Genomic DNA, 14,452 nt, shown 5'->3' with positions numbered 1-14,452 from the left:
TTCGATCCAATGGCATTTACACACCATGTCGATGCACGAGATTCATGGCCCCGGGTCGCTCCAGCCGCGGCAAGCCCCAGCCGATGTTTAGTCGGCGATCATCATGTTCGTAATCCACTCAACGGCGGGCTCGTTGGCGCGCCCTCGGGCTCGAATAACGAGCACCTCCCAGCCCGGGAGCGCCAGGGGTAGCTCAAAAAGGCTCAGTTGCGCGGTCTCCTGCAGCCGCAGTGCGACCCGCTCGGCGATAACTGCAATGGATTGCGAAGCGCCGACCATGAACGGAACAGCCAGAAAGCTGGGGCAGGTGGCGGTCACCTTGCGGGTACGGCCGAGGGCCTCCAGCGCATCGTCGACAGCGCCCCGCGTATCCCCGCGCGGTGAGACCAGAATGTGAGGCAACCGGGCGAAGTCATCGAGTTCCATGTGCAGCTTCTTGCCTCGCTTGACCAGAGCCGGGTGCCCCTTGCATGCGATGCCGACGAAACGCTCCTGATGCACAAGCCGGCAATCAAAACGCTGCGGGATCTGGGCAAACGAACCCGACCCCAGCACGATGTCGAGCTCGCCACTGTCCAACATGCGCAGAGAGGATTCGGTATCGGCCGGTCTGAGCTTCAGCACGGCGCCCGGCGCCGCAGCCTGGATCCTGGCCAGAACAGGGGCAATGACGGTCAAGATGGCGTGATCGGTGGCGGCCACCGAGAGCGTCGCTTGCAAACGGCCTGGATCGAACGGGCCACGTGGACTGGCAACGAGCCTGACCGACTCGAGCACCGCCGCCACGCGCGGCATTAACTCGATGGCCAGCGGCGTCGGCTCGATCCCGCGAGGGTGGCGAATGAAAAGCTGGTCAGAAAAAGCAGTACGCAGCCTCGATAAAGCGTGGCTGGTTGCCGACTGGGACAAATGCAATCTTTCGGCGGCGCGGCCGACATGCCTTTCTGCCCAAAGCGCCTCAAGTACAACCAGCAGGTTGAGATCGAAACGCGTCAGATCCAGGGGCCTCATGCGGTATTAGCCTCTTCATTCATAACTCGAAGCACGGAACAAAAGGACTGAGTGGTGGCCCTGCAAAGTGGGCCGTGGCCACTCCGAACTCGGGAGCATTGGCTGAGGTACAGACCGTATGCCGATAGATTGAAGCACACGATGGGTCGATAGGCGTCAATTACCCGCGATGCTTACATTTAGATATTTGATGGACGCCTCGTCAGGAGACATCGGCAGCCTGACAAATATATCGGCGCAATAGACGAATGCTTGAGGACAACGTCCACAGACTCTGTTCAATCCATGTCCGCAGACTTCATTCTGCGCATCGGTCGATTTGGGGCATTCCCCTTGCGGACTCTCACCAGAAACCCAGGCAGATATTCACAACGTGTCGCCGCCGGCACCAGGCGAACGTTCAGCTATGATGCTCCGAGCTACCGGTTGCAAGCTATAACCCCGCTACCGGTGTTTCCAGATCAACCGTCGTGCTTCGAAAGAGGAATCTCCGATGACTATTCAACGAACCGGCCACAGGTACCGTGATACGGCGACAGGCAAGACTATCGATGTCTGGTTTCCTGCTTCTGGCGCCGGAAAGAAGCGTGGTTGCCTCGCCGAGAAAGTCGGTGTTATTTCGGCAGATTTTGTCGAGGTAGTGATCGAGTCGCTTGACGCCCCTCCGGTCTCGACGGAAGAAGCCTATCTGCGTTTGCATCTGCTTTCCGAGCGCAGTGTCAAACCCAACGAAATCAATCTCGACGGTATTTTCGGCCTCTTGCCCAATGTTGCCTGGACATCCGCGGGCCCCGTTTTTCCAGGGAATCTCGACGATCTCCGGGACCGGCTGGCAATCGAGCACCACCATCTTACGGTGTCGTCGGTCGATAAATTTCCGCGGATGACGGACTACGTCGTACCCGAGGGCGTGCGGGTTGCCGACGCGGATCGCGTGAGGCTCGGCGCCCACCTGGCGAGTGGCACGACGGTGATGCATGAAGGATTCGTCAACTTCAACGCGGGCACGCTTGGCGAGTCGATGGTTGAGGGGCGCGTCACGCCGGGCGTTACGGTTGGCAAAAATTCGGACGTCGGCGCCGGCTCATCCATCATGGGCACACTCTCGGGCGGGGGCAAAAGCAGGAACGCAATCGGCGAACGCAGCCTGCTAGGAGCGAACGCGGGAATCGGCATTTCACTGGGAGACGAGTGTATTGTCGAAGCCGGTCTTTACGTCACGGCCGGTACGAAGGTGAAGATGCCCGATGGTACCGTCGTATCGGCAAGACAGTTGTCCGGTCAATCCGGCTTGCTGTTTCGTCGAAACAGCCAGACCGGAGCGGTTGAGGTACTGCCGACCGATTCCTCGCGGTGGGGTGGCCTGAATACGAGCCTGCATAGTAACGATTGAGTGGCGTCGGTCTTCCGCGCGATCTCTGACTTGACCGCGTGCTACGGGAAATACCTGATCGGACGAAGCTCAGCATGTCAAAACAATATCTCATTCCAACCACGTGGCCCTCTCGCCAGATAACCCGGCGCTCCGCATGTAAATAATCGTGTGAATAGAAGAGGTCAGGTGCAAGTCGGAATGGTGAGTTACCGCACACAAACAGATGCCTGCCAGGTGTAGTTTGTTGGGGAGGCATTTGAATCGAGAATTGACGTGGCACTCACCGATATGCAGGATCAGATCAACCGTGCGGTGTGGAGCAGCCGCAGTGGACGGAACGGGTTCGCCGTGGCCAGCGGCTGGACCGATCCTGGCGAGGCGGCAGCTTTTGCCTGGGTGGCGCAGCAGGTGCAACACCAGCCGATTCTCGATGTAGGCGTGGGCGGCGGCAGAACCGTCTCCTTGCTGACGGCAATAAGCAATGACTACACCGCAGTCGATTACACGCCCGAAATGGTCACGATTTGCCGCCATAACCATCCGGGCATCCGCGTGCAGCAGATGGACGCTCGCGACATGTCGGCCTTTCCAGATGAGAGCTTTGAACTGGTCGTATTCAGCTACAACGGGATCGACGCGGTGGATTACCCTGGGCGTCTCGCCATCTTGCGGGAGTTCGCCCGCGTGCTGAAGCCAGGCGGCCTGGCACTGTTTTCGGCCCACAACCTGCATGGTCCGAGCTACCGTCAAAACCCGCGGCATCTTCTACGCATGCCTAACCTGTCGGCAAATCCGATTTCAACCTGTATCGATGTTGCGAGGATCGGATATTCGCTGGCAATTGGCACCCTCAATTACCTGCGCTACTCGCCGCTCAATCGTGAATTTGACGGCTACGCAATCCGCGTTTGCGCCGCACACGAATTCGGCATCGTTATTATGTACACCGATATGGATGCGCAGCGTCGCCAGCTTGCCGAAGTTGGCCTGCACACCGAGGCGGTGTTCGGAAACGCGACAGGGCAGCGCGTGCAGGAAGGTGACGATGTGAGGAACGATTCATGGTTCCACTTCATCGCACGCAAGGTGGCGGCACGCCCATAGCAGATCCACGACACACGAACAGCACCAGCAGCCCAAGCCGGTCATTGGATCGACCCTATGCGGGTGGTACGATGGTCGCCACAACGCCGCCGCGCGGGCGGCAAGCTGCTCTTCTCCTGGGTGGATTGACCACCACTCATCGTCAGCGAAACCGCAGCCTCTTTCGACACCCCATGGTGGCGCTCAGGTCGCTTGAAGGAATTTCTCTTTGATCTACGACGTCGTGATCGCCGGTGCCGGCCCCGTCGGCCTGTTTCTGGCTTGTGAACTGCGCCTCGCGGACCTCTCGGTATTAGTACTGGAGCAGGCCGAGGACCCGGGCTCTCCCCTGAAGCGACTTCCGTTCGGCATGCGCGGCCTTTCTGCTCCCACCATCGAAGCGCTTTACCGTCGCGGGTTGCTAAACGACGTTGCTGAGTCCCAACCCGCGAAAGATGACCAGGCCAGCCGCAGCGCTTCGGCTGCCGGACAAGGCGCGCAACAGCCGCGCCGCCAGGTGGGCCACTTCGCCGGCATCCCTTTTGACCACGACAACGTCGATACTTCGAAGTGGCCATATCGCCTGCCAGGTCCCGCCGGCACCAGCATGGCGGCCGATATGGAACACATCGAGTCTGTCCTCGCCGCTCGCGCAAGCGCGGCGGGGGTCGAGATCAGGCGTGGACTCGGCGTCGAAGACTTCAACCAGTCTGATGAAGAAGTCACGATTCGCGCCGGCGGTGAGACTTTTCGCGGACGCTGGCTCGTCGGCTGCGATGGCGGCCGCAGTATCGTGCGCAAGGTTGCCGGCTTTGAGTTCGTCGGCACCGATCCCGAGTTCACCGGCTACTCCGTTCGAGTCGAGATGGCGGATCCGGACAAGCTCAAGTCGGGCCGTAACTACACGCCGACGGGCATGTATTTCCAGTCCCGGCCCGGGACCATTGCAATGGTCGAGTTCGACGGTGGCGCTTCTCACCGAGCCCAGCCGCTCACACTTGAACACGTGCAGGGCGTGTTGCGCCGTATCTCCGGCGCCGACGTCACCTTGACCGCTCTCCAGCTTGCCACCACCTGGACTGATCGCGCGTATCAGGCGACGGCTTACCGCCAAGGCCGCGTACTGCTCGCGGGCGACGCCGCGCACATCCATTCTCCGCTGGGCGGCCAGGGGCTCAACCTTGGGCTCGGCGACGCGATGAACGTTGGGTGGAAGCTGGCGGCCACTCTACGCGGCAACGCGCCGGCCGGTCTGCTCGACAGCTATTCGAGCGAACGGCATCCGGTGGGAGCACAGATCCTCGACTGGTCGCGCGCCCAGGTCGCGCTCATGCGGCCAAGCCGGTATTCGCGCGCACTCGAAGCCATCATCCGCGATCTCATCGGCACGCGTGACGGCGCGACCTACTTCGCCGAACGCGTATGGGGAATTTCTCTGCGCTACGATCTTGGCGGCAACCACCCGCTGGTGGGCCGCAGCGCTCCCGATTTCGAGTTGACCGACGGGACGAAGCTCGGCGAGCTTCTCTCGAAGGGAAGCGGCCTGCTTCTGGACTTCGACGCCCGGCCATCGCTTCAAGCCCTGGCGAGCCGCTGGTGTGACCGGATCGCGTATGTCGGACGTGATGTCAAGGATCGGCTTGGCTTGAGCGCCGTGCTCGTGCGGCCCGATGGCGTCGTCGCCTGGGCCGGCGAGGCCTCCCCTCACCTCGAAGAGGCGGCTCAGGCCGCGTCGCGATGGTTCGGCGAACCCGAAGCAGCGCGTAAATCTGCCTAAGCCGGTCTCATGGATATCCGCCAGCTCAAATACTTCGTTGCTATCGTCGATTGCGGCAGCCTGTCGAAGGCGGCCGAGCAGCTTTGTGTGGCTCAGCCTTCGCTCAGCCAGCAGGTCGCCGGACTCGAAACCGAGCTGAAAGCGACGCTGCTGCTGCGCAGCCACCAGGGCGTCCAGCCGACCGAAGCCGGTCGCGCACTCTATCTTCGCGCTCGCGACGTGCTTCGCCAGATGGCGCAGATTCCGCTTGCGGTGCGCGTAAACGGCACGGAATCCGGGCAGGTTGCGATCGGCTTGCCGACCAGCGTCGCAGTCGTGTTCGCGCTACCCGTGTTCGATTATGTACGGCGTCACTATCCCGGCATCCGCTTGCAGATCGTCGAAGGAATGAGCGGATACCTCGCCGAATTGATGGCGAACGGACGGCTCGATATGGCCATCCTGTTTCGCGAATCGGAAACGCGAGGCGTCTCGGTCCATCCGCTTTTCGAGGAGAACCTGTTCGTGTTCGGCCAGATCGCCGGCATCGGCCCGGCGCAAGACGTATCGTTGCGTCAGCTCGCGCACGTGCCGATGGTTCTGCCGAGCGAGGCGAACGGCTTGCGCGTGTTGATCGAGCGTGCCTTTGCGCGCGAAGGCATCGAGCCGGATATTGTCGCCGATATCGACTCGCTGCCGACCATGCTCGCCATCGCGCGTCAGGGGGAGGTCGTGACGATGGTTTCGTCGGATGCGTTCGGGCGCAACGCCGCGGACCAGCATCTGATCCATCGGCTGATCGATCCGGAAATCAGCCGTCCCGTCGGCTTGTGTGTGCCGAATGCGCTGCCCACCAGCGCCGCATCGCTGGCGATTCAGAAAGTCGTCACACGGCTCGCGGCTGAACTGGTCGAAAGCGGCGTCTGGTCCGGCGTGCTGCACCACAACGACGCCGGCACCGGACAGATATAGGCGTCACCTATACCCGGTAGCTCCAATCGGTATTTCACGCCGGCACGGCGCGCGTCTACATTGTGGCCTTCGCAGTCGATAAAAGATGCTCGCGAAGAGCCCGAAGGAGACGCATGTATACCCAGATTTTCGACCCCGTCGCGCATTCGATAGGGGCCTCCGCATTTTTCGCCGTGCTGCCCCTCCTCACCCTGTTCGTTCTGCTTGGCGTCCTGCGCTTGCAGGCGCGATGGGCAGCGCTTGCCTCACTCGCCGTGTCGATGGCGGTCGCGATCTTCGTCTACGGGATGCCTGCCGGGCAGACGGCCAGCGGCGCACTCGAAGGCGCCGCGATCGGGTTCTTTCCCATCATCTGGATTGGCATCAACGCAATCTGGCTGTTCAAGCTGACTCAGGAAAGCGGCCACGCCGACGTGCTGCGGCGCGCGCTCGCCCGCGTCAGCGCCGACCAACGCGTGCAAGCGGTGCTGATCGCGTTCTGTTTCGGCGCGCTGCTGGAAGCGCTGGCCGGCGGCGGCGCACCGGTGGCCATCTGCGCGGTGCTGCTGATCTCGATCGGTATCGAGCCGTTGAAGGCCGCGGCGGTTTGCCTGATCGCGGATACCAGTCCGGTCGCGTTCGGCGCGCTGGGTTTGCCCATTACCGTGCTCGCCAAGATCACCCGTTTGCCGGTTCATGAGATCAGCGTGATGGTGGGACGGCAAACGCCCCTGCTGTCGCTCTTCATTCCGTTGATCCTCGTATTTATCGTCGACGGCCGGCGCGGAATCAAGGAAGTCTGGCCGCTCGCGCTGGTCGCCGGGGTCGTATTCGCGTTCGCACAATTTGCAGGGTCGATGCTGCTGCCGGTCGAACTCGTCGATATCGTTGCGGCACTGATCTGCGCAGGCGTTGCCATCGTGTTCCTGCGCGTCTGGTCGCCAGGCGTGTTGCGCGCCGACCTGGCCGGTGCGGGAGCGGTCGCGGCGAGTTCGGGTGATCATCAACGTCTCGACACCGGTCGCGGCCTCGCGAGCGCATCGCACAGCGCCACCATGGCCATGCCGATGCCAGGCTCCGGCGCGCATTTCCATCACGCAGCCGCGCGAGGCAGCGCACCGGCCGACGTGGCCCAGGCGGTCGATTCGCGCGCGGAGCTCCTGCGCGCGCTTGCGCCCTACGCCGCCGTGATCCTCGTCGTCGCGGCGACGCAGATCGGTTTTATCGGCCATGCCCTGGGTGTCGTCACGTCGACGTTCGCGTGGCCCGGCCTGCATGTGGTCGATCCGAAAGGCCATGCCGTATCGGCTGTCAGCGCCAAGTTCGAATGGCTGCTTTCCGCCGGCTCAATCGTATTGATCGCCGGTTTGCTGTCCACGCCCATCCTCAAGGTCAGCGCGCCCGTTGCCACCCGGACCTATCTGAAGAACCTTCATGAACTGCGCTGGGCGGTGTTCACCGTGTGCTGCGTGGTCGGCGTGGCCTACGTGATGAACCTGTCGGGCCAGATCGTGACGCTTGGCATCTGGGCAGCCAGGGCGGGCCCGGCTTTCGCACCGGTCTCGCCGATCCTCGGCTGGTTCGCCACGGCCCTCACCGGCTCGGATACATCGGCCAATGCGCTGTTCGGCATGTTGCAACTCACCACCGCGCATCACACTGGCCTGTCCGACATTCTGTTGACCGCCGCCAATACGTCGGGCGGTGTGGTCGGCAAGGCGATATCGCCGCAGAACCTCGCGGTCGGCGCGGTGGCTGTCGGCATGATGGGCAAGGAAGGCGTGCTGTTCAGACGCGTGGCCGGCTGGACAGTGCTGATGATCGCGGCGCTCAGCCTGCTGGTCTACCTCCAGTCCACACCGGTCCTCGGCTGGATGGTGCCGTGATCGGCCAGAGGTCACCACCGTGCTGTTCCGTGCCGCAAGAAAAGCCTGGGCACCTGTTTTACGCATTGAAATAGCGAGGATACGCAGAAGATGAACCATCCACTGAATGACATCACGGTCGTCTCGATCGAACAGGCGATTGCCGCACCGCTGGCAAGCCGGCATCTGGCCGATTGGGGTGCGCGCGTCATCAAGATCGAGCGTCCTGAGGTCGGCGACTTCGCCCGCAACTACGATACCGCGATGGATGGCCTGTCGAGCCAGTTTGTCTGGGCCAATCGCTCGAAGGAAAGTCTCGCGCTCGACATCAAGACCGGGAGCGGGCAGGAAACGCTTGAAGCGCTGCTCGCCCGTGCCGACGTCTTTATCCAGAACCTGGCGCCTGGCGCGGCCGAGCGCCAGGGCCTCGACGCGAAGTCCCTGGTCGCCCGCTTCCCGCAACTGATCGCCTGCGATATTTCCGGCTACGGCTCCGCCGGACCCTACAGCGACAAGAAGGCCTACGACCTGCTGGTGCAGTGCGAGACCGGCTTTCTGTCAATCAACGGGACGCCCGAGACGCCGTCGAAAAGCGGTCTCGCGATTGCCGACATCGCGACTGGCATGTATGCGCTGAACGGCATCCTGATGGGCCTCTATCAGCGCTCGCGCACCGGCAAAGGCATGGCGTTCGAGGTCTCGCTATTCGATGCGCTGACCGAGTGGATGAGCTATCCGGCGTACTACACGCGCGGCCGCGGCGAACCGGTGCCGCGAAGCGGCGCCCGGCACGCGACGATTGCCCCGTACGGTCCGTTTGCGACCGGTGACGGCAAGACGGTTTTCTTCGGTATCCAGAACGAACGCGAATGGCTCAGCTTCTGTTCCGTCGTGCTGGACGACGCTGCAATCGCGGTCGAGCCACGCTACGCGTCGAACTCTTCACGGGTCGCGAATCGCGAGGCGTTGGAACGGACGATCGAGCAGCGCTTCGCCGCGTGGAGCAGCGAGCAGGTGCTGGAACGACTCGATCGCGCGGCGATTGCGAACGGCATGATGAACGACGTCGAAGCGCTCCTCGATCATCCGCAATTGCGCGCGCGCAATCGCTACCGCAGCGTCGAAACGGAGCGTGGCCCCCAGGATATGTTCCTGCCACCGGTCACGATCCCAGGGATCGAACCGGTGATGGGTCCGGTGCCCGCGGTCGGCCAGCATACCGAGGCCATCCTCGCGGAAATTGCAGCCGGTACTCACTCGCAGCGGAGTAACTCATGAGTCGATACGAACCGAATCCGAAGCGGCACCCACGCATAACGCGCACCACACGCACCACACGCACCGTGCTCGCCGTGCCTGGGCATCGCATCAACATGCTGCAATCGGCGGCGGCTTGCGCGGCCGATGCAGTTTTCATCGATCTTGAAGATGCCGTCCCCCTCGACAGGAAAGACGACGCGCTCAGGACAGCCGTGCAGGCGCTCGCCGAACTTGACTGGGGCGACAAGACCGTCACTGTCAGGATCAATGCGAACGAACGTGGTATCGACGAACACGAAGTCCGGACATTGACCGCCGAAGCGCCGCGGCTCGACTCGATTCTGGTTCCAAAGGTGGAATCGGCGGACGTCGTGGCACAGGTGGAGCAATTGCTGGCCGCCCGGCCCGAGTCATTCGCGCCGCTGGAGATCGAGGCGCTGATCGAGACGGCGCGCGGCGTGGTGAATGTCGATAGCATTGCCGGCGCGAGTGACCGGCTCACGGCGTTGCACTTCGGTGTCGGCGACTTTTCGGCATCCATTGGCGCTCGCAACGTCGAGATCGGCGGCACACACGCCGGTTATGCCGTCACGCTCAAAGATGAAACAGGCCACTACACCACCACACCTCTTGACCTCTGGACGTATCCAATGATGCGGATTCTGATCGCCGCACGCGCTTTTGGGCTGCGTGCGATCGACGGTCCATGTGGGGCTTTCCGCGATCTCGTGCTGACGCGCGCCTGGGCGTTGAAAGCGGCGGCGATGGGCTACGACGGCAAGCAGATCATCCATCCCGGGCAGATCGAGCCGACCCGTTCGGCATTCTCGCCGACCGACGATGAAGTGCGTGCCGCCCGCCGAACGGTGGAAGCGCTCGAAGCGGCGCAAGCCGCGGGCCTCGCCGCCATTTCGCTCGATGGCAAGCTGGTTGATTTCGCAAACGTACGGATGGCCCAGCGAATCCTTGCGATGGCGCAACGGAGCTGAGTAGACCATTGCGGAAGACGGTTCTTTGTGAAAAACACCGTCTTCCGCGTACTTCATTGGCTATCCTAACTTGACGAGATTGAGCACCGGCAACGGACCACCTGGAATCTGAACCAACCGTCCCCCGCCTTCGAGCGAACCCAGGTCGATGCCGAAGAAGCCGAGTTGCCCGATCAGTTCGCTCACAGCCGATTTCGCCTGTGCGTCGTCGCCCGCTAAGAACAACACGCGGTGTCCGCCCTCGGCCTGCGGATCGTCGGAGATCAGGTGCGCCGGCAGATGATTGAACGCCTTCACGACGCGTGCGCCTGGCACGAGGTCCGCGACGGTCTCGCTCGACGTCCGGCCGTGCAATTCGGCCGGTTCGAACCGCGGGGCCTCGATCGGATTGTTTGCGTCGATCACGATGCGTCCGCCGAAAGCCGGCAGCCCGGCAAGGGCGGACGGCAGCTTCGACCAGTTCACCGCGACGAGGACGATGTCCTGCGCGGCCGCTTGTTCGCGCGTGCCCGGCGTGATCGAGGGGCCGAGTTCCCGCGCGAGGTCCGCGAGCGAATCCGGACCCCGGCTGTTCGCGATGATGGCTTTGAGGCCTTTGCCCGCCAGCGCTTTCGCGAACGCGGACCCAATGGCGCCTGCTCCGATGATACCGATGGTGCTCATAACGATGCTCCTGGTGAAAGGTGATGAATCAGGTGAATCAGGGAAAAAAGCCGCCGACCTCTGCGTCAGCAGGCGGGGAAGACGTGTGACGTTCATTCCCCAAGGTTCCATGAGCGAATCTTGCCGCCTTAATTGCTCGATGATTAGCCGGTAATTGCTTGAATTATTTTCAATCAATGCTTTAAGATTGCCGGATGGAAACCCTCGCCAATCTCGAATCGTTCGTGCGCAGCGCCGAAACGGGCAGCTTTTCCGCAGCCGCGCGGCGTCTTGCACTGACGCCCGCTGCGGTCAGCCGGAACGTCGCGCTGCTGGAACGCAATCTCGGCGTGCGACTGTTCCAGCGCTCGACGCGCAAGCTCACGCTGACCGAGGCGGGAGAGCGCTTTCTCGTGGAAATTGGCGGCAACCTGGATGCGCTGCAGGCAGCGATCGCGTCCGTCTCGACGGATCGCAGCGGACCGGCTGGCGTGCTGAAAGTCAGCATGGCGCCGACCTTCGGCATCACGTACGTCATGCCGCTATTGCCGGCGTTCCTTGCACGCTATCCGATGGTTCGCCCGGATTGGCACTTCGAGAACCGCCAGGTCGACCTGATTGCAGAGGGCTACGACGCGGCGCTGGGGGGAGGCTTCGATCTCGCGCCGGGCCTCGTGTCGCGCGCGTTGGCGCCTGCGCATCTCGTGGCGGTGGCGTCTCCTGCCTACATGGCCGGCCGCGCGCCGCTAATCGATCCCCGAGATCTGACGAAGCTCGAGGGCATCGTGATGCGCTCGAGCCGCACTGGCCGCGTGACCCACCGAACGATGCGTGATACAGCGGGCGCTGAAATGCCGGCGCAACTCAGCGAGACCATCATGGTCAACGACCCGGCAGCGATGCGCGAAGCGGCGATTCTCGGACTGGGGGTGGCGCTGCTGGCGGTGTCAGACGTGCTGTCGTCGATCGAACGGGGAGAACTCGTGCGATTGCTGCCGTGCTGGTATGCGGACGCCGGGGCGATTTCGATCTACTACGCAACGCGAGCGCTGTTGCCGGCGAAAACACGGGTGTTTGTCGACTTCGTTGTCGAAGCGTTCGAGCGGGAGCGGTTGGCCGAGAGGTTGGCAGGCGGCACCGAATGAGTCGAACATCGCCGGGTTGATGCTGTCTGGTTTCGACAGCCATCTGGTGTCTCGACGCCGGGCAGCGTCGCGTCAACGTCATCTGCGGGCCAGCGGGTTTACGCCCAGTGGCCGCGGTACGTTTTTCGTACCTCGTCTATCTGATGTTCTCCTAGAATCTCACTCAATCCGGACGCCTCTTCACACTCATCGGACCGGCCTCGTCGTGAACACGGCGATAAGCTTTTCGCATCAGCAATCGTTTTAATTTCAACCAGCCGAAACGCGGCACTAGCGTGTCGCGAGACCAGGAGGAGCGATGTCGTACTCATCAGTGTCTGCCATTCTGGCATTTCAGGATTCCAAAGAAGCCGCCTTGTATTCAGATCGCATTGTGCCGATTGAGCTTGCAGATCTCATTCCGCTTAGAGGGTCCGGCGACCTCGAACTCTTTGAAATCCTGCCCAAAATACTGCCGGGCTCCCTGGTCGACACAAGCGCCCCACGCTCAGTGCATCCGGAAATCCTAAGTTACGTCGCCAAGTACCTGATCGCATTTCCTGACGCTTTGGGGATTCACACGCTCGCATCAGGCGAGTCCCTCGAAGACAGGGCTCGTAGCCAGATTGCCAATCTTCAGAAAAGCATGGCCGCGCTGCTAAATTCAGTCTCCGAGCCAATTGCAGGCGTCCACGGCGTGGACCTGACTGCGTCCGCTGACTCCAAGACCGACGACGTCTCATGTCAGTTGATTGGTCTACATCTTGTTGACATTAGCGGCGTTAGCTGGCGGCATCTCATCGAGTTTCGGGAAGACGCGGCCTCGCTGCAGGCGTTACGAAATCTTCGACTATTTATGCAGGAGAAGTTTGACGGAAAGTCGAAAGACTTCATCCGCGATTCGCTGCTTCTGGCCATCGACAAACATGACACCGCGGTAAAGAAATGGGGCTTTGAAACCAAGCAGGCAGTCCTTGAAAGTATCTTTTCGTCCAAGTCACTTCAGGCGTTGGGAGCCGGGACGATCACGATAGCGCTCGGCGCCCCCATTGCATTAGGGGCTGCTGTCGCCGCCGCCTTTGAGATTGGTTCTTTTTCTCTCAAGATCGCCACCAAGCGTCGAGGCCTTGCGGAGTTTCGTCGCTTTGATCCAGTCACGTACCTCGTGTCTGCGCGTGGACTTTCCGAGGCCTGATCTCTTCACCCCGACAGTCCAGTTGCACACGGCCCGAAAGGCGCGCGACTCGCGCAGCCGGGCTCGACAGCATGACTGGCCGTTCTGGCCGGTCATGCGCAAACCTCGAACCCACTCCTGTCAGAAACTCGCTTGGTCGACGAAGCGGCAAAGATCGCTTGCGCTGCCGATGGTTCGGCGTATATGATTTGTATACGATTCATATATTGAGGGTGTCATGGGTATTGTGAATATCGACGATGATCTGCACGATCAAATACGCAAAGCGAGCGCCGTTTCGTGTCGGTCGATCAACGCGCAAGCGGCGTTCTGGATCAAGATTGGCATGTTGTGCGAAATGAATCCAACGCTGAGTTTCAATGAGATCGTTGCCCGGGAACTCCGAGCCGCGGGCGTGATGGAGCAAGGCGTCAAAGTGGCTTTGACATGACCAAGCGCCCCGAAGAAATCGCATTGCTTGCCGAGTCAGGCAAGTTGCTGGCGGATGTGTTTGGCTATCTGGACCGGCTGAGCCTGATCGGCATGTCGACCATGCAGATCAACAATCTGGTCGACGGCCTCATCGTGAATGATCTCAACGCACGCCCGGCAAGCAAAGGCCAGTACGGGTATGCCTACGCACTTAACGCCTCCCGCAACAATGTGGTTTGCCACGGCGTGCCATCCACGACCGATATATTGCAAAACGGGGATATCGTTAACTTCGATATCACGTTAGAGAAAAATGGCTATATCGCCGATTCCAGCAAAACATATCTTGTCGGTGAAGTATCGCCGCTGGCTGAACGGCTTGTGCAAGTGACCTACCAGGCTATGTGGAAAGGCATCAAGGCCGTTCGTCCTGGCGCCAGACTTGGCGATGTGGGGCATGCCATCGAGCGGCACGCCCGGAGAAACGGCTATTCGGTCGTCAGGGAATATTGCGGGCATGGTATCGGGCGTGAAATGCACGAACCTCCCCAAGTGCTCCATTGGGGCAAGCCGCGAACGGGTCTGGTGCTGCAAGAAGGCATGGTGTTCACCATCGAACCCATGATCAACCAGGGGCGGCATGCCGTTGAGACCGAAGAGGATGGCTGGACGGTCGTCACGCGTGACGGGCAACTGTCCGCGCAGTTCGAGCACACTGTAGCCGTGACCCAAAACGGCGTGCGGGTCTTGACGTTGCGCCCCGAGGAAAAGATGCTGAACTGATGGGCCG

The 14,452-nt window shown here is 61.5% G+C and carries 13 protein-coding genes; 11 read left to right on the top strand and 2 right to left on the bottom strand.

All coding sequences use genetic code 11. The annotated features are described in order from the left end of the window. Nucleotides 1-87 precede the first annotated feature (87 nt). Nucleotides 88-1,011 carry a LysR family transcriptional regulator gene (locus PQR67_RS06035; protein WP_408455815.1) on the bottom strand — a complete coding sequence of 308 codons (924 nt, stop codon included), beginning with the start codon at nt 1,009-1,011 and terminating at the stop codon, nt 88-90. A gap of 493 nt (nt 1,012-1,504) precedes the next feature. Between PQR67_RS06035 and PQR67_RS06030 the strand changes: the two genes are divergently transcribed. The 7 genes from PQR67_RS06030 (at nt 1,505) to PQR67_RS06000 (ending at nt 10,290) form a co-directional block, all read left to right on the top strand. Next, a complete protein-coding gene (locus PQR67_RS06030) occupies nt 1,505-2,404 on the top strand; it encodes a tetrahydrodipicolinate N-succinyltransferase N-terminal domain-containing protein (RefSeq protein ID WP_408455813.1) in 900 nt (299 codons plus the stop codon). Between the two features lie 270 nt (nt 2,405-2,674). Continuing rightward, the gene (locus PQR67_RS06025) at nt 2,675-3,490 is read left to right on the top strand and encodes a class I SAM-dependent methyltransferase (RefSeq protein ID WP_408455899.1); all 816 of its coding nucleotides are present in this window, start codon (nt 2,675-2,677) and stop codon (nt 3,488-3,490) included. Nucleotides 3,491-3,698: 208 nt separating this feature from the next. Beyond that, nucleotides 3,699-5,246, top strand: coding sequence for an FAD-dependent monooxygenase (locus PQR67_RS06020; RefSeq protein WP_408455810.1), 1,548 nt, complete (start codon nt 3,699-3,701; stop codon nt 5,244-5,246). A 9-nt stretch (nt 5,247-5,255) separates the two neighbouring features. After that, entirely contained in the window at nt 5,256-6,197 is a 942-nt protein-coding gene (locus PQR67_RS06015) for a LysR substrate-binding domain-containing protein (protein ID WP_408455807.1), read from the top strand. 113 nt (nt 6,198-6,310) lie between these two features. Then, complete coding sequence (locus PQR67_RS06010; protein ID WP_408455804.1) at nt 6,311-8,062, top strand: L-lactate permease; 1,752 nt, start codon at nt 6,311-6,313, stop codon at nt 8,060-8,062. A gap of 90 nt (nt 8,063-8,152) precedes the next feature. Further along, nucleotides 8,153-9,319 carry a CaiB/BaiF CoA transferase family protein gene (locus PQR67_RS06005; RefSeq protein ID WP_408455801.1) on the top strand — a complete coding sequence of 389 codons (1,167 nt, stop codon included), beginning with the start codon at nt 8,153-8,155 and terminating at the stop codon, nt 9,317-9,319. Beyond that, nucleotides 9,316-10,290, top strand: coding sequence for an HpcH/HpaI aldolase/citrate lyase family protein (locus PQR67_RS06000; RefSeq protein ID WP_408455798.1), 975 nt, complete (start codon nt 9,316-9,318; stop codon nt 10,288-10,290). Before PQR67_RS06005 ends, PQR67_RS06000 begins: the two co-directional genes overlap by 4 nt. Nucleotides 10,291-10,350: 60 nt before the next feature. Here the strand turns inward: PQR67_RS06000 and PQR67_RS05995 are convergent, their stop codons facing one another. Further along, nucleotides 10,351-10,953: an NAD(P)-binding domain-containing protein gene (locus tag PQR67_RS05995; RefSeq protein ID WP_494471406.1), complete on the bottom strand. Its 603-nt coding sequence runs from the start codon at nt 10,951-10,953 to the stop codon at nt 10,351-10,353. 194 nt (nt 10,954-11,147) lie between these two features. Here PQR67_RS05995 and PQR67_RS05990 point away from each other — a divergent pair, with 194 nt between their 5' ends. The 4 genes from PQR67_RS05990 (at nt 11,148) to map (ending at nt 14,445) form a co-directional block, all read left to right on the top strand. Then, nucleotides 11,148-12,077 (top strand): LysR family transcriptional regulator, encoded by a 930-nt coding sequence (locus PQR67_RS05990; RefSeq protein ID WP_408455795.1) that lies wholly within the window; start codon nt 11,148-11,150, stop codon nt 12,075-12,077. 298 nt (nt 12,078-12,375) lie between these two features. Further along, nucleotides 12,376-13,251, top strand: a complete 876-nt coding sequence (locus PQR67_RS05985; RefSeq protein ID WP_408455792.1) for a hypothetical protein — start codon at nt 12,376-12,378, stop codon at nt 13,249-13,251. A gap of 217 nt (nt 13,252-13,468) precedes the next feature. Further along, nucleotides 13,469-13,681, top strand: a complete 213-nt coding sequence (locus PQR67_RS05980; protein WP_408455790.1) for a ParD-like family protein — start codon at nt 13,469-13,471, stop codon at nt 13,679-13,681. Next, nucleotides 13,678-14,445: a type I methionyl aminopeptidase gene (gene map / locus PQR67_RS05975; RefSeq protein ID WP_408455787.1), complete on the top strand. Its 768-nt coding sequence runs from the start codon at nt 13,678-13,680 to the stop codon at nt 14,443-14,445. The genes PQR67_RS05980 and map overlap by 4 nt, the downstream gene beginning before the upstream one ends. Nucleotides 14,446-14,452 lie beyond the last annotated feature (7 nt).

Origin of the sequence: Paraburkholderia fungorum (assembly GCF_046026025.1) — a bacterium.
In the GTDB taxonomy this organism is placed as follows: domain Bacteria; phylum Pseudomonadota; class Gammaproteobacteria; order Burkholderiales; family Burkholderiaceae; genus Paraburkholderia; species Paraburkholderia fungorum_E.
Note: the sequence above shows the minus strand (reverse complement) of the source record. Positions and strands in the feature narration are given on the sequence as shown.